A 23378-nucleotide genomic window follows, 5' to 3' on the forward strand; every position below is an offset into this window, starting at 1 on the left:
AGGCTAACCGGCCGGCGGGCGCCCGCCTCAGGCCCCCACCGTGCCGTCGACGCCCTCGCGCAGGAGGTCCGCGTGGCCGTTGTGGCGGGCGTATTCGAGGAGGACGTGGACCATCGCCATGCGCAGCGAGACCCGCCGCCCCCACCGCGGCTGGAGGCCCGTCGTGTCGAGGGACGCCGCCGCGGCCTCGACGCGGCGGGAGCGGGCGACCTCGGCGTCCCACGCGGCGAAGGCCTCGGCGCGGGTCGAGCCGGACGCGTCGTACGCCGCCTGGAAGTCCATGCGGTCGGACCAGAGGAGGGGCAGGGCGTTGTCCTCGAACACCCGGCGGAACCAGGTGCGTTCCACCTCGGCGAGGTGGCGGACCAGGCCGAGCAGGGTCAGCGTCGACGGCGGCATCGCACGGCGGCGCAGCTCCTCGTCGGTGAGCCCCTCGCACTTCCGGGCCAGGGTGGCGCGGTGGTAGTCGAGGTAGGCCCGCAGCGTCTCCCGCTCGCCGCCGGTGGTGGGAGGGGGAACGCGCTCGTCGGGGGTCATGTGTCGTACTCCTGTACGTTTTTGGTGGTGGGGCAGGTGTATCCCGGGGCGTCACCGCACACAAGTCGTCGACGCACACAAGTCCCGACGCCCCGGAACCGCCGGGCGGCCGGGTCGTTCTCAGGGCGCCATGTCGCCGCCACCGGTCCAGGGGGAACACCGAACCATGTCCGACGACCACGGGTGCCGCGGCTGGTACCGCCTCGGCACCGAAGTGCTGTACCGCGGGCGGCACCTGACGCTCCACCGCGACCGCGTCGTCCAGCCGGACGGCGCGGAGGGGACGTACGAACGCCTCACTCTGGCGGACGGCGCCCGGGTCGTCGCCGTCGACGACGACGGCTGGGTGGCCCTGGTCGAGGACGCCTTCGCACCGATCGGCCGGCGCCTGCTGCACATTCCGGGCGGGGCCGTCGCCGCGGGGGAGGACCCCGAGGCCGCGGCGGCGCGCGAGTGCGAGGAGGAGACGGGCCGGCGCCCCGGCGCACTCCGCCGGCTGGGCGTCGTCCACCCGCTCCCGTCCCGTACGTCGGCCGTCACCCACCTCTTCCTGGGCACCGACCTGCACCGGGGCACCCTCCGGCGGGATCCGACCGAGGCCGGCATGCGGGTGCGCTGGCTGCCGCTCGACGACGCCGTCCGCATGGCCGCGAGCGGTGCCCTGACGGAGGCGGGGACGGTGATGGGGCTGCTCCTGGCGGCACGGCTGCTCCCGGTGACGCCCGCCGGCCGAGCGTGAGCTTCGTCTCGTCCGGCGGGGGTACGGGGAGCGGCGGGCCGGCCCCGGCGGCCACCCGGCCGTACGCGGCCCCGCACCGCGAACCCCCGTACGCCCGCCGCCCGATGCGCCCCGCCGCGTGCCCGGCGGCGACCCGCCCCGCCCCGCGGCACACCCGGACCGCCCGGCCGGCCGCGGCCGGGGCCGGTGAGCGGCGACCGGCGGGCCGGCGCGATGATCTCCCCAGGCCGCGGCAGCCCGCCCGTCCCGTCCGCCGCGCGGCGCCGCCGCGCCCGTGACACCGGGATGCCGGGGCCCGGCCATGGAACGAAAGGGAGTGGGACATGTCGTACTGGCTCGTCGCGGGCGGCGCCGGATTCATCGGCGGACACGTCGTCAGGGCCATGCGCGAGGCGGGGGAGCGGGTCGTCGTGGTGGACGACCTGTCCACGGGGAGCCGGGACGCCGTCCCGGACGGCGTCCCCCTCATCGAGGCCGACATCCTCGACGCGGAGGCGCTCGCCGGGGTCTTCCGGCGGTTCCCGGTGGAGGGCGTGGTCAACCTCGTCGCCCGGACGCAGGTCGGCGAGTCCGTCGAACTGCCGCTGCTGCACTACCGCCAGAACGTGGAGGGTTTCCGGACGCTCCTCGCGGCCATGGACGACGCGGGGGTGCGCAAGCTCGTGTACTCCTCCAGCGCCTCCGTCTACGGCATGGTCGACGAGGACCTGGTCACCGAGGCCACCCCCTGCGACCCGATCAGCCCCTACGGCCAGACCAAGCTGATCGGCGAGTGGCTGGCCGCCGCGGCGCACCGCGCCCACGGCGTCGACTTCGTCAACCTGCGGTACTTCAACGTGGCCGGGGCCGCGGAACCGCGGCTGGCCGACGAACGGGTGCTCAACCTGGTGCCCATGGTCTTCGAGAAGCTCACCGCGGGCCAGGCCCCGGTGATCTTCGGCGACGACTACCCGACCCCGGACGGCACCTGCGTCCGCGACTACATCCACGTCGCCGACATCGCCTCCGCCCACCTGGCCGCCACCCGCTTCCTGCGCGGCCGGCAGGGCGTGGCCCGCACGTTCAACGTCGGCCGCGGCGAAGGGCTCTCGGTGCGGGAGCTGATCTCCGTCATCGGTGAGGTCACCGGCCACGACACCGCCCCCGTCGTCACCGCCCGGCGGCCGGGCGACCCGGCGCGCGTGGTCGCCGACTCCTCGCCCATCGAGCGGGAGCTGGACTGGCGGGCCCGGCACACCGTCCGCGCCATGGTCGCCTCCGCCTGGGAGGGCTGGTGCCTCCGGCACCCGCACGCCCGGCGCGAGCGGGGGACGCGGGTCGCCCCCGGGGCGTGAGCCCGCGGAGCCGGTGCCGCAGCCGGTGCTGACGTCTTAGTTGACGCCGTCCCGCCCGCCGCGAGCCGCCGGGGCCGTCCCGCCGCTTCCGGGCGGGGGGACGGCATTACCGGCGTCCGCCCGTCGCACCGGCCTGCCGCACGGGCACTCTCACACCGGCACGGCCTCCACGAGAGAGAACGTGCTCGGCGCCGGCAGCGGGCTCACGGACGTCACCGCGAACCCCGACGCCGCGCACAGGGCCGTGAAGTCCTCGGCCGTGCGCTCCCTGCCGCCCAGGCCGAGCATCATGGTGAGGTCGCTCAGATAGGGGCCGGGGTCCGTGTCGGCCCGGGCGGTCCCCGGTGCCGGCAGCACCGGCTCGACGACGAGCAGCCGGCCGTCGTCCGGTATCACCCGGCGTATCCCGTCGAGGATCGCCCCGCACCGCTCGTCGCTCCAGTCGTGCAGCACGCTCTTGAGCAGGTACAGGTCGCCGCCGGCCGGGGCGGAGACGAAGAAGTCGCCGGTCTCCAGGGAGCACCGGCCGGACAGGCCCGCCCGCTCCAGCCGGGGCGCGGCCTCCGCGAGCCCCTCCGCGGAGTCGTAGAGGACGCCGCGGAGCCCCGGGTGCCGGGCGAGGACGGCCGCCAGCAGCGTGCCGTCGCCCCCGCCCACGTCCACGAGGGTGCCGAAGCGCCCGAAGTCGTAGTGGCCGGGCAGGACCTCGGCGGTCGTCCGGGTGGCCTGGCTCATGGCCGTGTTGAAGTCGGCCGAGAGTGCCGGGTCCTTCCGGATGTGGGTGAAGTAGTCGTGGCCGTGCAGGGTGTCGAAGGTGGGCAGACCGGTCCGCAGCCCGTCGGCCAGGTGCTCCCAGGCGCGGACCATGGCCGGGTTGGCGTAGACGCGGAGGACGGCGGCCATGCTCTCCGGGTGGTCCTCGCGCAGCAGGGCGCCGGCCGGGGTGAGCCGGAAGACGCCCGGCCGGACCTCGTCGAGCAGGCCGAGCGGAACCGTCGCGCGCAGGGTCCGCAGGGTCGGGTCGGGCAGGGTGCCGCAGTGGGCGGCGAGCTCCTCGGCGGTGGCCTCCCCGTCGCCGAGCCGGTCGGCCACGCCCAGCCGCAGCACCGTGTCCAGCAGGATGGAGACCGCGTGACCCCACATCAGCCGCTGGAGGATCGCCTGCGGCGGGGGGCCGGCGAGGCCGCCGTTCGTCCGGTCCGGTTCCGTTGCCATCCCTGGTTCCCTTCGGCAGGCCGTCGGCGGCGGCTGTCCGGGGGGAGGCCGCGACGACGGGGTGAACGGTGTACGCGTGGTCCGCGGCGCGGAGGCGAGGCAACCCTAGGTCGCGGTGATCGGTCCCGGCAATGGGGGAGGACGGGCGGGATCCGGCGCCCCGTACGGAGGAATCCGCCGCGCCGCCGACGGCCCGTCACGGCGCGCACGGCCGCCGCCCGGAACGTCCGCATCCCCGCTTCGCATAGGCTGACCCCGCCGGAATCTCCCGCTCGACGGGGACGCCGGGGCCCGGGCCGCGCACGGAACGGGCGGTGGTCGAAGTGAGGAGTGGATGTGGGGGACGTGGCGGTGGGCGCGCGTTCGGAGCGGGGCGGGCCGGAGGAGGAGCCCGTGGGGGCGGCCGGTGCGACCGAGCGGGCCGATCAGGCCGGGCAGGCCGAGCAGGCCGAGAAGTCGGGGAAGGCGAAGAAGAAGGCCGGACAGCAGCGGCCGTTCTGGAAGGAGCTGCCCCTCCTCGTCGTCGTCGCCCTGGTGCTGGCGCTGCTGATCAAGACGTTCCTGGTGCAGGCGTTCTCCATCCCCTCGGACTCCATGCAGGACACCCTCCAGCGGGGCGACCGGGTGCTGGTCGACAAGCTGACCCCGTGGTTCGGGGCGGAGCCCGAGCGCGGCGAGGTCATCGTCTTCCACGACCCCGGCACCTGGCTGAGGGACGAGCCGACGCCGGAGCCCAACCTGGTGCAGAAGGCGCTGAGCTTCATCGGGCTGATGCCGTCGGCCAACGAGAAGGACCTGATCAAGCGGGTCATCGGGGTCGCCGGTGACACCGTGGAGTGCAAGGGGACCGGCCCCCTGAAGGTCAACGGCAAGCCGCTCCAGGAGCCGTACGTCTTTCCCGGGAACACGCCGTGCAGTCTGGGCGAGTGGGGCCAGTTCAAGATCACTGTGCCCAAGGACCGGCTCTGGGTGATGGGCGACCACCGGCAGAACTCCGCCGACTCCCGCTTCCACCAGGACGAGCCGGGCAACGGCTTCGTCCCCGTCGGCAACGTCGTCGGCCGGGCGATCGTCGTGGCCTGGCCGATCGACCGCTGGTCCACCCTGCCGGTGCCCGACACCTTCGACCAGAAGGGCATCGACAAGGCGGCCGCCACGGCGCCCACCGCCGTGGCCTTCGTCGGCGCCGTACCGCTGGTGCTGCTGCGCCGGCGCGTGGCCGTCCGCCGCGCGGAGCGGCGCGGATAGCGGAGACGGGACGACACGACGCGGCAGGCGCCCGGCCGCCGGACCTTCCGGTCCGGCGGCCGGGCGCCTTTCCGCCGTATGACGGTGTACGTCTTTCGCATGACGGTGTGTGGCGGGTCCTCAGCGGTCCTGTGAGAGCGCGTACAGCTCCTGGAAGAGGCCGCCGGCCGTCACCAGCCGGTCGAACGGCCCCTGTTCGGTGATCCGGCCGTGCTCCATCACCACGATGCGGTCCGCGATCCGGGTGTTGTCGAGGCGGTGGGTGACGACGATGGTGATGCGGTCCTTGGCCATGTCCTTGAGCGCCTGGAAGATCATGTGCTCGCCGCGGGCGTCGAGTTCGCTGGTCGGCTCGTCCAGGATGAGCACCGGGGGCCTGCGGTACAGGGCCCGGGCGCAGGCGATGCGCTGCCACTGGCCGCCCGAGAGGTTGACGCCGCCCCACAGCTCGCGGGCGAGCAGCATGTCGAGCCCCTCGGGGAACTCCTCGACGGTCGGGCGCAGTCCGACCAGGTCGACGGTCTCCCAGACCCGGTCGTCGTCCCAGGTGAGGGGCTGGCCCAGGGTGATGTTCTCGCGGGCGGTGAGCGGCCAGTAGGCGAAGAACTGCGGGACGAGGCCGGTGCGGGCCCAGACCGTGTCCGGATCGGCGTTCGCCAGGTCGACGCCGTCCCAGGACACCGTCCCCTTGTCGGCGGTGAACAGTCCGGTCACCAGCCGCATCAGGGTGGACTTCCCGGAGCCGTTCTCGCCGACCACCGCGACGAGTTCGCCTCGGCGCAGCGTCAGGTCGAGGCCGTCGACGGCGGGCCGGGCCTTGTTCGGGTAGGAGTAGGTGACCTTCTCGAAGCGGATCGTCTCCGGGTGGGCGGGGGCCGTTTCCCGGCCGCGGTTGGGGGCGAGGGCGCGGGTGCGGTCGACGAACCGCTTCCAGTCGCCGAGGTAGAGGGTGGAGTGGAAGAGGCTGGTGCAGTAGTGCACGACGTTGGTGAGGTTGCCCAGGGCGGCGCGGACGGCGACGACGGCCGTGGCGGAGACGGCGAACGACACCCGGCCGGTGACGGTCAGCCACAGCAGCGTCGTCCAGGCCAGCGTCAGGCAGGCGCCGCCGGCGACCGCCGCGAGCAGGTTGACGCGCAGCCCCAGGCCGGCCGCCTCGACGATGCGCGCGTCGATGCGGTGGGAGACCGTCCGGTACCAGAACATCAGGTACTCGCGCATGCTGTTGGCCCGTACCTCGTCCGCCAGCCGCGGCGTGGTGACGTGCCAGCGCATCATCCCCTTGACGTTGCGGCGGGAGACATTGGCGTAGTGGGTGCGGTGCTCGATCTTCGCCTCGGCGACCGCGCCCGCCCCGGACGGCAGCACCGCCAGCACCAGCACCGGCAGCATCAGCGGGTGCAGGACGGTCAGTACCCCGCAGGCGGCGACGAGCCGGATGAGGGCGGACATGAACGCCTGCGCGTCGTGGAGCATCCGGTCGCAGCGGATCGCTCCCGTCTCGGCCGCCTCGTGCTCGTCGGCGAAGTCGGCGCGGTTGAGCGCGGCCAGTTCCACCGAGACGACCGCCTCGACGAGGGCGACGTCGGCGGCCGTCATCAGCCGGGGTTTGAGCCGGCTCACGGCCCAGGACGCCACTCCGTACGTGACGCGGGCGACGGCTGCGGCCACCGCCACGACGATCAGGGCCGGGAGGGCCTCGCGGATGCGGTCGGGCACCAGACCGCCGCCGAGCACGGGCGTCATGGCCCGCGCGGTCGCCGCGAGACCGACGGCCGCCGCCGTGCCGGAGAGCAGTTGGCAGCCCACCAGGACCAGGACGTCCCGGCGGTCGACCTCCCAGGCCATACGGGCGATCTGGGCCAGCAGGGCGGGGATGCGGGAGCAGAGTTGGAGGAAGGACGCGGTCTCGAACGCGTTCCGCAGCCCGGCGTCGCGGCATCGCACTTCCTTCGGTTCGGGCAGGGGCGGGCGGGCTGGTGCGGTCGCCTCGGCCGTCCCGGTCGCCCTGTTCACCTCGGGCGTCTCAGGGTGGCCGGGCGGGGGCGCCGTCCGTTTGAGCTCGTGGTCGGTCGTCACGATTGGTGCTCCCTCCACTCGTTCGGGTGCCGTTTCCGGCGGTCCCGTGACCAACTGCGCCAAATGGGGGAAGGACACGGCGGCGCCCGAAAGCGGGCAAGCGCCGCGAAGTGCCTCAATGCGCCGTGAGTGGGCGGACCGTTGACGATGACGGTCGTTCTCCGGACTAACTCACACGAAAGGGTGAGGGAGTGGTTGCGTCCGCGACGCCAAGGGGCCCGGGGGCGCTGTCTACGCGTCCCCGGGCCCCGGTGGTGCGTGCGGCCGTCAGCCGGCCGACGTCACCGCCGGCTCGCGCTCCGCCGCCGTCCGCGCGTCACCCGACTCGAGGCCCGGTCGGTGCAGGTCGAGCGCCGGGGACTCGGAACGGATCTTCGGCAGGGACGGGAAGTTGTGCCGCGGCGGCGGGCAGGAGGTCGCCCACTCCAGCGACCGGCCCCAGCCCCACGGATCGTCGACCTCCACCTTCTCGCCGTACTTGGCGGTCTTCCAGACGTTGTAGAAGAACGGCAGGAACGACAGCCCGAGCAGGAACGAGCCGATGGTGGACAGGGTGTTGAGCGCCGTCCAGCCGTCCGCCGCCAGGTAGTCCGCGTACCGGCGGGGCATGCCCTCCGCGCCCAGCCAGTGCTGGACCAGGAACGTCAGGTGGAAGCCCACCGTGAGCGTCCAGAACGTGACCTTGCCCAGCCGCTCGTCCAGCATCTTGCCCGTGAACTTCGGCCACCAGAAGTGGAATCCGGCGAACATCGCGTAGACGACCGTGCCGAAGAGCGTGTAGTGGAAGTGCGCGACGACGAAGTACGAGTCGGAGGTGTGGAAGTCGAGCGGCGGGGCGGCCAGCAGCACACCCGTCAGACCGCCGAAGACGAAGGTCATCAGGAAGCCGGTGGCCCAGAGCATCGGCGTCTCGAAGGACAGTGAGCCCTTCCACATGGTGCCGATCCAGTTGAAGAACTTCACCCCGGTCGGGACCGCGATCAGGAAGGTCATGAAGGCGAAGAACGGCAGCAGCACCCCGCCCGTGACGTACATGTGGTGCGCCCAGACCGTCACCGAGAGGCCGGCGATGGAGATCGTCGCGGCGATCAGACCCCAGTAACCGAACATCGGCTTGCGGGAGAAGACCGGGATGACCTCGGAGACGATCCCGAAGAACGGCAGCGCCAGGACGTACACCTCGGGATGGCCGAAGAACCAGAACAGGTGCTGCCACAGCAGCGCCCCGCCGTTGGCCGGGTCGAAGATGTGCGAGCCGAACTTGCGGTCCATCTCCAGTGCGAACAGCGCGGCGGCCAGCACCGGGAACACCAGCAGGATGAGCAGCGCGGTGAGCAGGACGTTCCAGGTGAAGATCGGCATCCGGAACATCGTCATGCCGGGGGCGCGCATACAGATGATGGTGGTGATGAAGTTGACGGCGCCCAGGATGCTGCCGAAGCCGGACAGCGCCACGCCCATGATCCACAGATCCGCGCCGAGGGTGGGGGAGTGCTGGGCGTCGGACAGCGGCGTGTAGGCGAACCAGCCGAAGTCGGCGGCCCCCTGCGGGGTGAGGAAGCCGGCGGCGGCCATCAGCGAACCGAAGAGGAACAGCCAGTACGACAGCATGTTCAGGCGCGGGAACGCCACGTCGGGTGCGCCGATCTGCAACGGCATGATCCAGTTCGCGAAGCCGGTGAACAGCGGCATCGCGAACAGCAGCAGCATGATCGAGCCGTGCATCGTGAACGCCTGGTTGAACTGCTCGTTCGACATGATCTGCGAGCCGGGACGGGCCAGTTCGGCGCGCATGAGCAGGGCGAGCACCCCGCCGACGATGAAGAAGACGAAGGCCGAGACGAGGTAGAGGGTCCCGATCCGTTTGTGGTCGGTGGTCGTCAGCCACTCGACGGGTGAACTCCTCGGCCGGGAACCCGCGGCCGCCTCCCCGATGGGGCGTTCCGTCAGGGGTTTCCGCCCGCTCCGCACCTCGACGCCGTCCACTGGCACACCTGCTCCGCATCTGCCGAAAGTTCTCCACGGACCGGAGGGCGCGCGGCGCGGGGGCCGCGGGCCCGTCCGGCCTCGTTCATGATCGGCGGCGGCCGGGGGCCGGGGCAGGGGCCGGGCGGGGCCCGGCGCAGGGCCGAACGGCCCTCTTCGGGGGCGGTCTTGGCGAGGAGCGGCCTCACCCGGGAGCCCCCGGGAGTGACCAAGGCGTTCGCGGGAGTCACGAGGGCGCCTCCGGGAGTCACCGGGGCGCCCCTGGGACTGGGAGTCACCAGGGCGTTCGCGGGGCGTCACCAGGCCGGGACGGCCTCACCAGGGAGCCCAGAACCGCTGCACCACGAGCAGCGCGATCACCCCGTACCAGGCGGCGGGCACGGCCCAGTGGAACTCCAGCACCCCCAGCACCAGCCCGCACGGCGCCGGCAGGAACCGGTGCCGGAGGTTGTGCGCGGTCGTGTACCAGAACAGGGCGATCGTCACGGCCCACGCCAGACAGCACCACAGGCACAGCGCCCCGATCACGTAGAGCGCCTGGGACATCAGCCACATGCAGAACACCGCCCCGGCCAGCGTCCCCAGGTTCAGCCCCAGCCAGCACCAGCGCGGCAGCCGGGCGCCCGTCAGCAGGACGACGCCGAGCGCGACGACCACCGCGTAGGCGACCAGGCCGATCAGCGGGTTGGGGAAGCCGAACACCGACGCCTGGTCGCTCAGCATCACATTGGTGCACGAGACGACGGCGTTGAGGCTGCACGCGGGCCGAAACCCGGGGTTCTCCGCCAGCCGGACCTTGTCGACGGTGATCTGGAAGGAGGCGAGCAGCCCCAGCGCCCCGGCGACGACCAGCAGCCAGGCCAGGGCCCGGCCGGCCCCGGCGGCGTCCCGGGCGCCGCGGGCGTCGCGGGCGTCCCGTGCCTCCCTGGCGCCTCCGTCGGCGGGCCGGTCGGCGGGCCCGTCGGCTCGGCGGTCGAGCGCGGTCTCGGTCATGGCTGTCCCTCCTGGTCCCTGGTCCCTGGGCACTCGGGCGCCCGTGCCGGCGGGACCCGCCCTCCCGGCGGGACGACGGGCCGCCGGGCAGGGCGGAGCGGGCCCGCCGCCGCGCCACTCGGCGGCGGACCCGTCGCCTCCATTGAACGGGCCCGCGGCGGCGGGGGACAGGGGCCGGTCGGCCCCACCGGAAGGCGCGGCGATACGGTGGACGGGGCCCTGAACAGGGCTGATCGGCCGTCAGGGGCCGTATCCGGACGTCCCGGCCGACGCGCGGTACCGGCGGGGGCCCGGAAGAGGCGAGGAGAGGCGTGGAGAACACCGGGTCGGCGGTACGGCTGCCGCAGCTCAGACTGGACGAACTGCTGGACGAGGTCCAGGCCCGGCTCGACGCCGCCCGCGGCACCCGCGACCGTGTGCACAAGCTGCTGGAGGCCGTCCTGTCGGTCGGCCGCGGCCTGGAGCTGGAACAGGTGCTGCGCGGCATCATCGACGCGGCCGTGGTGCTGGTCGACGCCCGCTACGGCGCCCTCGGCGTCATCGGGCCGGACGGCCGGCGGCTGTCCCAGTTCCTCACCGTCGGGCTCACCGACGAGGAGATCGCGGCCATCGGCCCGTACCCCTGCGGCCACGGCATCCTGGGCGAGCTGATCCGCCGCCCGGAACCGCTGCGGCTGCCGAAGATCGCCGACCACCCGGCCTCGTACGGCTTCCCGCCCGGCCACCCGCCGATGAACACCTTCCTCGGCGTGCCCATCCGGGTCCGCGACCACGTCTTCGGCAACCTCTACCTGACGGAGAAGCGCGGGGGAGCGGACTTCGAGGACGAGGACGAGGAGGTGCTGGCCACCCTCGCCGTCGCCGCCGGCATCGCCATCGAGAACGCCCGCCTGTACGAGGAGTCCACCCGGCGCGAACGGTGGCTGCGGGCCGGCGCCGAGGTGACGACCGCCCTGATGTCCGACCGGCCGCGCGCCGAGGTCACCGCCCGCATCACCGCGCTCGCCCGCGAGATCACCGGATCCGACCTCGCCGTGTTCTCCCTGCCGGAGCCCGGGGACGACGCGCTGACCGTCGAGGCGGCCACGGGAACGGGCGCCGACGGGCTCCGCCACCTGGTCCTGCCGCTCCAAGGCACCCTTAGCGGCACCGCGTTCACCGACGCGCGCCCCGCCCGGGGCCACGCCGAGGAGGTACCGGCGGGTCCGGCGGGCCCGGGGCCCGCCCTGGCCGTCCCCGTCACCTCCGGCGACGACGTCGTCCACGGCGTGCTGCTGCTCGTCCGGGCCGCGGGCGCCGGCGACTTCGCCGAGTGGGAGGCCGAACCGCTGCTGGCCTTCGCCGGCCAGACGGGTCTGGCCATGGAGCTGGCCGAACGCCGCGCGGACACCGCCCAGTTGGCCCTCCTGGAGGACCGCGACCGGATCGCCCGCGACCTCCACGACCTCGCCATCCAGCGGCTGTTCGCCACCGGCATGACCCTGCAGAGCGCCGACCGCTTCATCGACCACCCCGAGGCCGCCGAACGCGTCCGCCGCGCCGTCGGCGACCTCGACGAGACCATAAAGATCATCCGCTCCACCATCTTCGGCCTCCGCTCCCGCGAGACCGCCCCCCAGCACGGCCTGCGCACCCGCGCCGTCCGCGCCGTCGCCGAGGCCGGCACCGCGCTCGGGTTCGCGCCCAGCCTGCGCATGGAGGGCCTGCTGGACACCCAGGTCCCCCGCGAGGCCGCCGACGACGCCGTCGCCGTCCTCGCCGAGGCCCTGGCCAACGTCGCCCGGCACGCGCAGGCCGGCGCGGTGGACGTCGCCGTCGTCAACGAGGGCGGGGCCCTCGTCCTGACCGTCGCGGACGACGGCATCGGCATGCCCCCCACCGCCACCCGCCGCAGCGGCCTCCGCAACCTCAGCGAACGCGCCGAACGCCACGGCGGCACCCTCACCCTGTCCACCCCACCGAGCGGCACCGGAACCCACCTGGAATGGCGCATCCCGCTGACCGGCGGCCGCTGCCCGATGGGCCACGGGACGCCGGACGGAGGAGGAGCCGCCGCCCGATAACCGCTTTCGTCCCCGCGCCACACCCCGCATCATGCGGTCGTGATCAGCATTCACCTGAAGTACGAGATCGACGCCGACAAGCTCGCCGACTTCGAGGAGTACGGCCGCCGCTGGATCCGGCTCGTCAACCGCCTCGGCGGCACGCACCACGGCTACTTCCTGCCGAGCGAGGGCGACAGCGACATCGCGTACGCCCTCTTCTCCTTCCCCAGCATGGCCGCGTACGAGCGCTACCGCACGGACAGCACGACCGACCCGGATTGCCAAGCCGCCTTCGAACTGGCCCGCACCACCCGCTGCATCAAGCGCTACGAACGCCGCTTCCTGCGCCCGCTCGACGCGGGGACGGAGGACGCTTCGGCGGAGACGTCCGCGTAACGAACCGCCGCCCGACCCACCCCCCACCGGCGAGTCGACGGCCCACTACGGAACATCGGCCAGATGCCCGGCCTCCCGGAGATACGGACACCGGCCCCCGATCAGCACCTCCGTCGCGGCGGCCAGCACCCGGGCCTGCCGCGCGGGGACGAGCGGGGCCCACTCGTCCGCGGTGAGCATGCGCCAGGCGTCGTGCTCGTCGGAGAGCCTCACCTTGACGCTCTCCGCGTCGACGAGCGGGCCCTTGAAGAGAGCGAAGACCTCGGGAATCCCCTCGGGGTGCACACCCCAGTCAACGGCCAGCAGTTCGGGGACGTCCGGCATGGTCAACCCCGTCTCCTCGAACGTCTCCCGCACGGCCGTCTGCCACAGATCCTCGCCGTCGTCGTGACCGCCCCCGGGCAGCTGCCACGCGTCGCCCCACGAGGTGTGCAGCAGCATGATCCGCCTCTCGTCGTCGTGGACGAGGGAGGCGGCACACCCCAGGATGCGCGCCCGCTGTGCGAGCCACTCGGCTCGGGGAAACTGCGGATGTCTGGTCAACTGCCCGCCTTCGCCACGACTTTCACGGACCACTGGCCCGTCAGCGTACTGTCGCCGGCCGGGCTGGCGGCGAGGGTTCAGCCTCTTGAGTGAACCGGCCGGTCGCGGGTGGTCACCCGCCTCCGTCCGGAGGGACGGCTCAAGTGCGCCTGTGATGCTTGACACATCGGAGATTGATCTACGATCAGCTCGGCCGCCATGTCTCCTCCGAGGACCCGGACAAGGGCCCGGTGACCAGCACGTACGACGACCGCGGTCAGCTGATCAGCGTCACCAACTCCCGCAAGGCCAAGAACACGCTCTATTACGCCTACGACAACCTCGGCCGCAAGACCGAGCTCCGCGAGGGCTCGGCCAACGGCACGAAGCTGGCCGAGTGGACGTACGACACGGTCAACCGGGGCAAGGGCCAACCCGCCACCTCCACCCGCTTCGAGAACGGCAACGCCTACACCAACCGCATCGACGAATACGACTCGCTGTACCGCGCCACGCGGTCACGAGTGGCGATCCCCTCCAACGAGGGCGCCCTGGCCGGGGAGTACTACTTCGGCACCACCTACAACCCTTCCGGCAGCGTCCAGGGCCTCATGCTCCCCAAGGCGGGCTCCCTGTCGGGCGACGGCGTCGTCTACAGCTACGACAAACTGCTGCGCCCCACGGAGGTCATCGGCTCGGGCGGGCTCAAGGCGAGCGTCACCAGCTACAGCCTCACGGGCAAGCCGCTCCAGGCGAAGGTGACCGGAGGCGGCAAGTTCACCCAGCTCACCAACGGCTACGAGTGGGGCACACAGCGGCTGGCCACCACCCGTGTCGACCGCGAGAACGCGCCCGCCGCGGACAAGGCCGCCACGTACACGTATGACGAGACGGGCAACGTCCGCGCGGTCTCCGACGCCGTGTCCGGTGGCCTGGACACCCAGTGCTTCACCTACGACTACCTGCGGCGCGTCACGGACGAATGGACCCAGCCCACACCGACCTGCTCCGGCACTCCGGACGGCAAGTCGATCGGCGGCCCGGCCCCGTACTGGAACTCCTACACCTACGACAAGACCGGCAACCGCCTCACGGAAACCCGCCACGACACCGGCGGCGACAGCGCCAAGGACACCAAGCGCACCTACTCCTACCCGCCGGCAGGCGGCCCGCAGCCGCACACGCTGACGGCGGTGGACACGACCGAACCCACGGGAACGGCCAAGGACTCCTACGCCTACGACCCCATCGGCAACACCACGACCCGGACGATCGCCGGCGACAAGCAGACCCTGGACTGGGATGTTGAAGGGCACCTGGCGAAGGCCGTCCAGTTCCGGAACGACAAGGCCGCCGACAGCGCCTCCTACGTCTACGACGCGGACGGCCAGCGGTTGATCGGCCGCACGGACACGGAGACCACGCTCTACCTCGGCGCCACGGAGATCACCCTCGCCAAGGGCGCCAAGACACCGAAGGCCACCCGCTACCTCGACCTGGGCAACGGGGTCCAGGCCGTCCAGAACGACGACGGCAGCGGCTCGTTCGTCGTCGGGGACCACGTGGGTACGGGCCAACTCGCCATCGACGCGAAGGGAACTTCGGCGGCCCACCGACGCACCACTCCCTTCGGCAGCCCGCGCGGTGAACAGCCTAAGAACTGGCCGGGCACCAAGGGCTTCGTCGGCGGAACGAACGACACGACGACGGGCCTGACGCACCTGGGTGCCCGCGAATACGACCCCGGCATCGGCCGGTTCATCAGCGTCGACCCGGTAATGGACCTGGGCGACCCCCAGCAGAACCACGGCTACACCTACGCCCACAACAACCCGGCCACCCTGTCCGACCCTTCGGGCTTGCAGCCGGCGGACTGCATCCTCCTTCCGATCCAGTGCACGAGGAAGTCCGGCGGCAAGTGGGAGCAGCGTGGACGGGACGAGGACCCGTGGGGAGACGACGGCGGGGATGACGGCGGCGGTTACGGCGGCGGTGGCGATGAGTCGGGCGGATACGAATCACCGGCCAGCCGAGGAATGGAGGAGATCTACGCGGGCGTCGAGGTTCCCATCAACTGGAAGGACAAGAAGAAATTCCAGGAGACGCTCTACCAGGAGATCATCCGTTCCTGCATGGGCGAATCGATCAACTGCTGGAGCGACGCCATCAACCGGGGCGGCCCGGAGGCGGATACGGCGCTGAACCGAGTCCGGTACCTTGCGTACCTTTCCTGCACTGGTCTCAGTTGCCCCAGCAGCTTGGGATCTTGGAAAAAACGGCTTCCTGGCCGGAGCGGCGCTGTGGGGTATCCCCGGCGTGGAAGGCGAGTCGGGGCGTGGCTTGGGTGGCGGATCCCGGGCCGGCGGACGGGGCTCAGGAAAGGGTTCCTGCCTCCACAGCTTCACACCCGGGACCGAAGTCCTGCTTGAAGACGGCAGCAGCAAGCCCATTGAAGAGGTCAGGACAGGCGACATAGTCCTGGCGACAGATCCGGATACGGGCAAGGAGACACCACGCGAGGTCGTCGCCACGTTCGACACCGAGCACGACAAGGACTTCACTGACCTGACGGTCGAAACAGAGCGGGGCCCGGCGAGCATCATCGCTACGGATACCCACCCGTTCTGGGAGGCTGTGGGCAAGAAGTGGGTCGATGCCGGTGAACTGCGCCCCGGTTCCTACCTTCTCACCCCCAAGGGTGAAACGCTCCGGGTCAAGGGAACCCGACACTTCGTCAAGCGGCAGCGCACACATGACCTGACAGTCAGCGGCGTGCACGCGTACTATGTGTTGGCGGGTAAGGCTCCGGTACTCGTTCACAACAGCAACTGCTCTCTCTACACAGTGGGTGGGCCGAGGGTTCGCCCAGGGAAAGATATCGATGTGGATGCAGCCGGCTTCGTGAATGGGCCTACTGCTGAGCAGTTGAAATCTTTGGACGTGCAGGGGCTCTCCACGTTTGATTCGGTAGCGAACGCAAGTCGTGTCGGACTGAAGGGGCAGCTTCGTACTCCTACGGGTCCACTTCCCGACGGGCTGGGTGTGATCGCCGACGGTAAAGGGGTCGGAGGCCCGCGCGCACTTGGTCACCACACCATTTACCCAACGCGTCGCATGTCGTTTGATGAGTATGTGGACCTCATCAAAGGGATGAAATGGCAGAACATAGGGAAGAAGTTGTGAGTCCAGAAAGAGATGCCCTGGGGATGGAGGAGTGGCGTGCTTTGGTAGCAGCCGAGCAAGAGGTTGCTCGATGTCGGGCCGAGGTGAACCAGCTGCCCTCGCGTGTGGACTTGCTGGCGAAGGCGCTTTCGAGCGGTTCGGCGTGGGATCGGTCTGCCGCCCTGGATTTCCTCCATCTCTTCCCTGAAGATGTTCCGAAGCTGCTCGGTCTCCTGATTGACGTTTCCATGTCGACCGGGTGGGTACTGCCGGCTTGCGAGACGATCCGGGCAGCTCGGCAAGAAATTGATCAATCGCAATTCGCGCGGGTGGCGCTAGAGTGTCTATCTGGCGGTGAAGTCGACGACTACCTCCGGCTGGCTGACGTGCTGGTCGAGGTTGAAGCGTGGGAGGCTCTGGGCGCCGTGATTGGTAAAGCTGCCGAGAGTGGCGATCCCGAAATTCGGGAAGTTTCTCGCAGTTTCGCCGAAAGTCATGGCGGTAAGTTGCCATGATTGGTGCGTAGCCCTCGGTGGTAAAAAGAGCCGAGCTTTGCGTTCTCAGGATTTCCGACCCGTTGGAATTCAGTTCTATTGCGACGGGTAAAGATCTGTGAATCCGAAGCTCCGTCACGTGCGTCCTGGCGGGGCTTCGGCACGGGGTGCCGGTGCAGCAGCGGACGAAGGCGACGCGGGATGACAGTTCGTCGCTGCCACAGCGTGATGCCTCGGCGTCTCCGGGTGCTGAGCGCCGCCTGCGCAGCTCCAGCAGGCGTTTAACAGTGCGTGTTCGCCTCAGCGTGGTCATCTCCGCAGAAGGCGAACCTGCGCTTGTCCAGGTCGGCGTGGTCGTTCTCTGAGGGGGTCCGGGGGCACATTTCCGGTGTCCTAAGAATCCGACGATCCAGGTGCCGCCCCGCACGGCGCCCGTCCCGTAGCGCCCAGCTCCGGGAAGTGGAACCGTGGGAGCATGCCGGAGCCCAAGCAGTCTCAGGAGCGCGCCGACGATGCGCGGCCTCCGTCCGATGATGAGGTCGCCGCGCTGGACGCGCACTGGCGGGCCGCGAACTATCTGGCCGTCGGGCAGATCTATCTGATGGGGAACCCGCTGCTGGCGGAGCCGTTGCGGCCGCGGCACATCAAGCCGCGGCTGCTCGGGCACTGGGGGACCTCGCCCGGGCTGAACCTCGTGTACACCCACCTCAACCGGGTGATCAAGCGGCGGGGGATCGAGGCGCTCTGTGTGTGGGGGCCCGGGCACGGCGGGCCGGCCGTGGTGGCCAACTCGTGGCTGGAGGGGAGCTACAGCGAGACGTATCCCGACGTCACCCGGGACGCGGACGGGATGGGGCGGCTGTTCCGGCAGTTCTCGTTTCCCGGCGGGGTGCCCAGTCATGTGGCGCCCGAGACGCCCGGATCGATTCATGAGGGCGGGGAGCTCGGGTACTCGCTCTCGCACGCCTACGGGGCCGCGTTCGACCGGCCCGAGCTGCTCATGGCCTGCGTCATCGGGGACGGGGAGGCCGAGACCGGGCCGTTGGCCGCGTCCTGGCATTCCAACAAGTTTCTCGATCCCGTTCGGGATGGTGCTGTACTGCCGATTCTGCATCTCAACGGGTACAAGATCGCTAATCCCACCGTCCTCGCCCGGCTGCCCGAGCACGAGCTCGACCGGTTGCTGCACGGGTACGGGTACCACGTCCTGCGCGTTGAGGGTGACGATCCGGCCGCCGTGCATCGGGCCATGGCCGTCGCCATGGACACCGCCTTGGATCATATTGCCGCCATTCGGCGTACCGCCCGGGAGGAAGGCATTGGCGACCGGCCCTCCTGGCCTGTCATCGTGCTGCGGACGCCCAAGGGGTGGACCGGGCCTGCTGAGGTCGACGGGCTGCCCGTCGAGGGCACCTGGCGGTCCCATCAGGTGCCGCTCTCCGGGGTCCGGGACGACCCCGAGCACCTGCGGCAGTTGGAGGCGTGGCTGCGGTCGTACCGGCCGGAGGAGCTGTTCGACGAGCGCGGACGCCCGCGTCCGGACGTGCTGGAGTGCGTGCCCGAGGGGGCGCGGCGGCTCGGCGCCACCCCGTACGCCAACGGCGGGCTGCTCCTCCGCGATCTGCCCGTCCCGCCCCTGGAGCGGCACGCCGTCGCCGTCGACCGGCCCGGCGCCGGGCGGCACGAGCCGACCGCCGTCCTCGGCGGGCTGCTCGCCGACGTCATGGCCGCGACCGCCGACCGCCGGGACTTCCGCGTCGTCGGGCCCGATGAGACCGCTTCGAATCGGCTGCAGGCGGTCTACGGTGCCACCGGCAAGGCGTGGCAGGCCGCCACCGTTCCCACCGACGAGCATCTCGACCGGCACGGGCGCGTCATGGAGATCCTGTCCGAGCACACCTGCCAGGGGTGGCTGGAGGGGTACCTCCTCACCGGGCGGCACGGGCTGTTCTCCTGTTACGAGGCGTTCGTGCACATCGTCGACTCGATGGTCAACCAGCACATCAAGTGGCTGCGGGTCTCCCGGCGGCTGCCCTGGCGGCGGCCGATCGCCTCCCTCAACTACCTGCTCACGTCGCACGTGTGGCGGCAGGACCACAACGGGTTCTCGCATCAGGATCCCGGCTTCGTCGACCACGTCCTCAACAAGAGTCCGGAAGTCGTGCGGGTGTATCTGCCGCCCGACGCCAACACCCTGCTGTCCGTCGCCGACCACGCCCTGCGCAGCCGCGACTACGTCAACGTCATCGTCGCGGGCAAACAGCCCTGCTTCGACTGGCTCACCCTCGACCAGGCCCGCGCCCACTGCGCGCGGGGCGCGGGCGTCTGGGAGTGGGCCGGCACCGAGGACGGGCGGCGGGAGCCGGACGTGGTGCTGGCGTGTGCCGGGGACGTGCCGACACAGGAGGTCCTCGCGGCGGCGAGCCTGCTCCGGCGGCACCTGCCCGACCTGGCCGTCCGCGTCGTCAACGTCGTCGACATCGCCCGGCTGATGCCGCACGGCGAGCACCCGCACGGCATGCCGGACCACGAGTTCGACGCCCTCTTCACCACCGACCGGCCCGTCGTCTTCGCGTACCACGGCTACCCGTGGCTCATCCACCGCCTCGCCTACCGGCGGACCGGCCACCCGAACTTCCACGTCCGCGGCTACAAGGAGTCCGGTACCACGACCACGCCCTTCGACATGGTCGTCAGCAACGACCTCGACCGCTACCGGCTCGTCATGGACGTCATCGACCGCGTCCCCGGGCTCGCCGTCCGCGCGGCCGCCGTGCGGCAGGCGATGGAGGACGTCCGGACCCGCCACCACGCCTGGATCCGCGAGCACGGCACGGACCTGCCCGAGGTGGAGGAGTGGAGCTGGGACGGGTGAGCGCGGTGGCTCAGGCGCCCGCCCGGGCCGCCTCCGAGGCGATCACCGCCGCCTGGATGCGGCGCTCCACGCCCAGCTTGGCGAGCAGCCGCGAAATGTGGTTCTTGACGGTCTTCTCGGAGAGGAAGAGCTGCCGGCCGATCTGCCGGTTGGTCATGCCCTCGCCGATGAGCGCGAGGATGTCGCGCTCACGCGGCGACAGGCCCGCCAGCCGGTCGTCCTCCGGGTGGGCGCCCTCGTCGCCGCGCAGGCTGCTCATCAGCCGGGCGGTGGTGGCCGGGTCGAGCATGGACTGCCCGGAGGCGACCGTGCGGATCGCCGCCACCAGGTCGGAGCCCTTGATCTGCTTGAGGACGTAGCCCGCCGCACCCGCCATGATGGCGTCCAGCAGGGCGTCGTCGTCGTCGAACGACGTGAGCATCAGGCAGGCCAGGTCCGGCATCCGCGACCGCAGTTCGCGGCAGACCGAGATGCCGTCGCCGTCGGGCAGCCGGACGTCCAGCACGGCGACGTCCGGGCGCAGCGCGGGGCCCCGGGCGAGGGCCTGGCCGATCGTGCCGGCCTCGCCGGCCACCGTGATGTCGTCCTCGGCGTCCAGCAGGTCCTGGATGCCCCGCCGGACGACTTCGTGGTCGTCCAGGAGGAACACCCGGATCGGCTTCTCCGGAGAGAAGACCCTTGCCTGTTCCACTGCCCCTCCTGTCACCGTCCGCGCCGGTCGTACCGGTCACGCTTCGTGTCGATCGTGGTCGATCGTACGGGGTGGTGCCATGGGCCGAACGGCCCCACCTCCGTAACCGGAGGGTGTCCTCACAGCGCACGGGCCACCACCGTCCCGTCCTGCGGAGCCGAACGGGTGGTGTCCGCGTCACGGCTGTTCACGGCGCCCGAAGGCCCGGCGCACGCTGTGCCCACAGTGCTTCCTCCCGCGCACGGCGATTGCGGAAAGGCGGTGGAACATGGCCGGTCTGGAAGTCAAGAGCAGCGGGCTGCTGTTCCTCGGCAACGGTCAACAGAACAATTTCGCCTTCGACTTCGGCAAGGTCCCGCCCGGCAGCTCCTGGATCCGGCCCTGCGTGAACCACACGTCGTTCAGCGACCGGAACGCGCAGCTGGAGTACGTGTCCGAGTTCTCGTTCTGGGACTTCAACGACCCGATCCCGCCGTTCTGGGGGGTAACCCTCCGGGCGACCGGGAACTCCGAGTTCATTTTCACCCTCGTCCTTGTGACCCCGTGACGGAAACGGACGGTTCGCTCATGCGCGTGCACGCGGTATTCGACGAGAACGGGGAGATCCTCGCCCTGGCGGAGATCGTGGAGGAGGGCGACGATCGCATCGGGGTCCGCCCGGTGCCCGGTGACGACCGCAAGATGGCGGAATTCACGGTGCCGGAGGAGTGCGTCGGGAAGCCTCTCGCTGCGCTGGCCGCCCGCTATCGGGTGGACGACGCGTCCGGCGGGGCCCGGCTGGCCCGGCGATAGCGGTCGCCTGACGGCCCTGCGGCCTGACGGCCCTGCGGCCTGACGGCCCTGCGGCCTGACGGCCCGAAGACCCGGCGGTCCGGCGGTCCGAAGATCCGGCGGTCCGACAGCCTAACGACCCGGCGACCCGACGACCCGGCGACCCGACGACCCGGCGGTCCGGTGGCCGGGCGGTCCGACGTCCCGGCGACCCGGCGCCAGCGGTCGCCGTCGGCCGTCGGCAGGACATGGCCGGCGGCAGCGCACGGCCGTCGGCAACGGACGGCCGGCGGCAGCGAGCGTTCAGCGGCAGCGGACGGGGGGCAGGCGGCGGGGCGCGGACGCGAAGCGGTCGTGGACCGGCTCGTCCGGCGGGTGCGCACGGGCCGCCGGACGGGTCACTGGGACGATGACGACAGGGCAGGAACCGTCAGGGCCGCGGGATGTTCCGCAGATTCGAGCGCGCCATCTGCACCATCCGCCCCACACCCCCGTCCAGCACCATCTTCCCCGCCGACAGAGCAAACCCGCTCACCATGTCCGCGCTGATCTTCGGCGGCATCGAGAGCGCGTTGGGATCGGTCACGATGTCCACCAGCGCCGGACCCTTGTGCCGGAACGCGTCCCGCAGCGCGCCGCGCACGTGCTTGGGCTTTTCCACCCGCACCCCGTACGCCCCGGCCGCCGTCGCGAGGGCCGCGAAGTCCGGGTTGCGGTTGGCCGTGCCGTACGACGGCAGGCCGCCCACCATCATCTCCAGCTCCACCATGCCCAGCGACGAGTTGTTGAACAGCACCACCTTCACCGGCAGCCCGTACTGCACCAGCGTCAGGAAGTCGCCCATCAGCATGGAGAACCCGCCGTCCCCGGACATCGACACCACCTGCCGGTCGGGGTCGAGGAACTGCGCCCCGATCGCCTGCGGCAGCGCGTTGGCCATCGAGCCGTGGGTGAACGAGCCGATGACACGCCGCCGGCCGTTGGGGGTGAGGTAGCGGGCGGCCCAGACGTTGTTCATGCCGGTGTCCACGGTGAACACCGCGTCGTCCGCCGCCTCCTCGTCCAGCACCGACGCCACGTACTCCGGGTGGATCGGCGTGTGCTTCTCCACCTTCCGCGTGTACGCCTTGACGACGCCCTCCAGGGCGTCCGCGTGCTTCTTGAGCATCTTGTCGAGGAACTTCCGGCCGCTCTTGACCTGCACCTTCGGTGTGAGGCAGCGCAGCGTCTCGCGGACGTCGCCCCACACCGCGAGGTCCAGCGCGGACCGCCGGCCCAGGTGCTCGGGCCGCACGTCCACCTGGGCGATCTTGACGTCGTCGGGCAGGAACGCGGTGTACGGGAAGTCGGTGCCCAGCAGGATCAGCAGGTCGCACTCGTGCGTGGCGTCGTAGGCGGCGCCGTAGCCGAGCAGGCCGCTCATGCCGACGTCGTACGGGTTGTCGTACTGGATCCACTCCTTGCCGCGCAGCGCGTGGCCGACGGGCGCCTTCACCCGCTCGGCGAACCGCATCACCTCGTCGTGCGCCCCCGCCGTGCCGGCGCCGCAGAACAGCGTCACCTTGCCGGCCTCGTCGACCATCCGCGCCAGCGCGTCGATCTCCGCGTCCCCGGGACGCACCGACGGCCGGGTGGTGACCAGCGCGTGGTCCCCGGTGGGCGCGGCGGCCGGCTGGCCGGCGACGTCCCCCGGCAGCACGATGACGCCGACGCCGCCACGCCCGATCGCGTTCTGGATGCCGGTGCGCAGCACGCGCGGCATCTGCTGCGGGGTGGACACCAGCTCGCAGTAGTGACTGCACTCCTGGAACAGCCGGTCCGGGTGGGTCTCCTGGAAGAAGCCGCTGCCGATCTCGCCGCTCGGGATGTGCGAGGCCAGCGCGAGCACGGGCGCCATGGAACGGTGGGCGTCGTACAGGCCGTTGATCAGGTGCAGGTTCCCGGGGCCGCAGGAACCGGCGCAGGCCGCCAGCTTGCCGGTGAGCTGCGCCTCCGCGCCCGCGGCGAACGCGGCGGCCTCCTCGTGGCGGACGTGCACCCAGTCGATGGCCGCGTTGCGGCGCACCGCGTCCACGACCGGGTTGAGGCTGTCGCCGACGACTCCGTAGAGCCGGCGCACCCCGGCCCGCGCCAGGATGTCGACGAACTGCTCCGCCACCGTCTGCTTGGCCATGAGAACGCTCCTCCGTTCCGCCGTGTCGTACGCGACCGGCGCGTGGCCGGTCACTCGCGCCCCTGCCCCCATCCACCCACGGAACACCTGGTCATGCATCTTCGTGCGGGCCGGCCGC

The 23378-nt window shown here is 71.2% G+C and carries 19 protein-coding genes; 11 read left to right on the top strand and 8 right to left on the bottom strand.

Features of this window, described 5'->3' with window-relative positions:
• Positions 1-27 precede the first annotated feature (27 nt).
• On the bottom strand, positions 28-537 hold the full coding sequence (locus K7I03_RS31485; RefSeq protein ID WP_185944804.1) for a DinB family protein: 510 nt from the start codon (positions 535-537) through the stop codon (positions 28-30).
• A gap of 166 nt (positions 538-703) precedes the next feature.
• On the opposite strand from K7I03_RS31485, the gene K7I03_RS31490 reads away from it, so the two are divergent.
• A complete protein-coding gene (locus K7I03_RS31490) occupies positions 704-1276 on the top strand; it encodes an NUDIX domain-containing protein (RefSeq protein WP_185944803.1) in 573 nt (190 codons plus the stop codon).
• A 323-nt stretch (positions 1277-1599) separates the two neighbouring features.
• Complete coding sequence (gene galE, locus K7I03_RS31495; RefSeq protein WP_185944802.1) at positions 1600-2610, top strand: UDP-glucose 4-epimerase GalE; 1011 nt, start codon at positions 1600-1602, stop codon at positions 2608-2610.
• Positions 2611-2760: 150 nt separating this feature from the next.
• On the opposite strand, the gene K7I03_RS31500 is transcribed toward galE, so the two are convergent.
• On the bottom strand, positions 2761-3825 hold the full coding sequence (locus tag K7I03_RS31500) for a methyltransferase (RefSeq protein WP_185944801.1): 1065 nt from the start codon (positions 3823-3825) through the stop codon (positions 2761-2763).
• Between the two features lie 336 nt (positions 3826-4161).
• On the opposite strand from K7I03_RS31500, the gene lepB reads away from it, so the two are divergent.
• Entirely contained in the window at positions 4162-5073 is a 912-nt protein-coding gene (lepB, locus tag K7I03_RS31505; RefSeq protein WP_185944800.1) for a signal peptidase I, read from the top strand.
• A 120-nt stretch (positions 5074-5193) separates the two neighbouring features.
• On the opposite strand, the gene K7I03_RS31510 is transcribed toward lepB, so the two are convergent.
• From K7I03_RS31510 to K7I03_RS31520, 3 genes are all read right to left on the bottom strand, one after another.
• Positions 5194-7152: an ABC transporter ATP-binding protein gene (locus K7I03_RS31510; RefSeq protein ID WP_313772170.1), complete on the bottom strand. Its 1959-nt coding sequence runs from the start codon at positions 7150-7152 to the stop codon at positions 5194-5196.
• Between the two features lie 267 nt (positions 7153-7419).
• Positions 7420-9102 (bottom strand): aa3-type cytochrome oxidase subunit I, encoded by a 1683-nt coding sequence (ctaD, locus tag K7I03_RS31515; RefSeq protein WP_221903407.1) that lies wholly within the window; start codon positions 9100-9102, stop codon positions 7420-7422.
• 351 nt (positions 9103-9453) lie between these two features.
• On the bottom strand, positions 9454-10131 hold the full coding sequence (locus K7I03_RS31520) for a vitamin K epoxide reductase family protein (protein ID WP_185944799.1): 678 nt from the start codon (positions 10129-10131) through the stop codon (positions 9454-9456).
• A 311-nt stretch (positions 10132-10442) separates the two neighbouring features.
• Between K7I03_RS31520 and K7I03_RS31525 the strand changes: the two genes are divergently transcribed.
• Together K7I03_RS31525 and K7I03_RS31530 are read left to right on the top strand one after the other, a co-directional pair.
• Positions 10443-12194, top strand: a complete 1752-nt coding sequence (locus K7I03_RS31525; protein WP_185944798.1) for a sensor histidine kinase — start codon at positions 10443-10445, stop codon at positions 12192-12194.
• Positions 12195-12233: 39 nt separating this feature from the next.
• Positions 12234-12572, top strand: coding sequence for an NIPSNAP family protein (locus tag K7I03_RS31530; protein ID WP_185944797.1), 339 nt, complete (start codon positions 12234-12236; stop codon positions 12570-12572).
• 45 nt (positions 12573-12617) lie between these two features.
• On the opposite strand, the gene K7I03_RS31535 is transcribed toward K7I03_RS31530, so the two are convergent.
• Complete coding sequence (locus K7I03_RS31535) at positions 12618-13115, bottom strand: NUDIX domain-containing protein (protein ID WP_185944796.1); 498 nt, start codon at positions 13113-13115, stop codon at positions 12618-12620.
• 173 nt (positions 13116-13288) lie between these two features.
• Between K7I03_RS31535 and K7I03_RS31540 the strand changes: the two genes are divergently transcribed.
• The 4 genes from K7I03_RS31540 to K7I03_RS31555 all read left to right on the top strand — a co-directional run bounded on the left by K7I03_RS31540 (position 13289) and on the right by K7I03_RS31555 (position 19625).
• Positions 13289-15523, top strand: coding sequence for an RHS repeat domain-containing protein (locus K7I03_RS31540; RefSeq protein ID WP_224347313.1), 2235 nt, complete (start codon positions 13289-13291; stop codon positions 15521-15523).
• Positions 15411-16277 (top strand): Hint domain-containing protein, encoded by an 867-nt coding sequence (locus K7I03_RS31545; protein WP_224347314.1) that lies wholly within the window; start codon positions 15411-15413, stop codon positions 16275-16277. The genes K7I03_RS31540 and K7I03_RS31545 overlap by 113 nt, the downstream gene beginning before the upstream one ends.
• 23 nt (positions 16278-16300) lie before the next feature.
• Positions 16301-16771, top strand: a complete 471-nt coding sequence (locus K7I03_RS31550) for a hypothetical protein (RefSeq protein WP_185944795.1) — start codon at positions 16301-16303, stop codon at positions 16769-16771.
• 454 nt (positions 16772-17225) lie between these two features.
• Positions 17226-19625, top strand: coding sequence for a phosphoketolase family protein (locus K7I03_RS31555; protein WP_185944794.1), 2400 nt, complete (start codon positions 17226-17228; stop codon positions 19623-19625).
• A 10-nt stretch (positions 19626-19635) separates the two neighbouring features.
• On the opposite strand, the gene K7I03_RS31560 is transcribed toward K7I03_RS31555, so the two are convergent.
• Positions 19636-20316 (bottom strand): response regulator, encoded by a 681-nt coding sequence (locus tag K7I03_RS31560; protein ID WP_185944793.1) that lies wholly within the window; start codon positions 20314-20316, stop codon positions 19636-19638.
• A gap of 268 nt (positions 20317-20584) precedes the next feature.
• On the opposite strand from K7I03_RS31560, the gene K7I03_RS31565 reads away from it, so the two are divergent.
• Together K7I03_RS31565 and K7I03_RS31570 are read left to right on the top strand one after the other, a co-directional pair.
• Positions 20585-20863, top strand: a complete 279-nt coding sequence (locus K7I03_RS31565) for a hypothetical protein (RefSeq protein ID WP_004941989.1) — start codon at positions 20585-20587, stop codon at positions 20861-20863.
• Between the two features lie 20 nt (positions 20864-20883).
• On the top strand, positions 20884-21108 hold the full coding sequence (locus K7I03_RS31570; RefSeq protein ID WP_185944792.1) for a hypothetical protein: 225 nt from the start codon (positions 20884-20886) through the stop codon (positions 21106-21108).
• 409 nt (positions 21109-21517) lie between these two features.
• Here K7I03_RS31570 and K7I03_RS31575 read toward each other — a convergent pair whose 3' ends face one another.
• The gene (locus K7I03_RS31575; protein ID WP_185944791.1) at positions 21518-23260 is read right to left on the bottom strand and encodes a pyruvate dehydrogenase; all 1743 of its coding nucleotides are present in this window, start codon (positions 23258-23260) and stop codon (positions 21518-21520) included.
• Positions 23261-23378 lie beyond the last annotated feature (118 nt).

Source organism: Streptomyces mobaraensis (assembly GCF_020099395.1).
Taxonomy (GTDB): Bacteria; Actinomycetota; Actinomycetes; order Streptomycetales; family Streptomycetaceae; genus Streptomyces.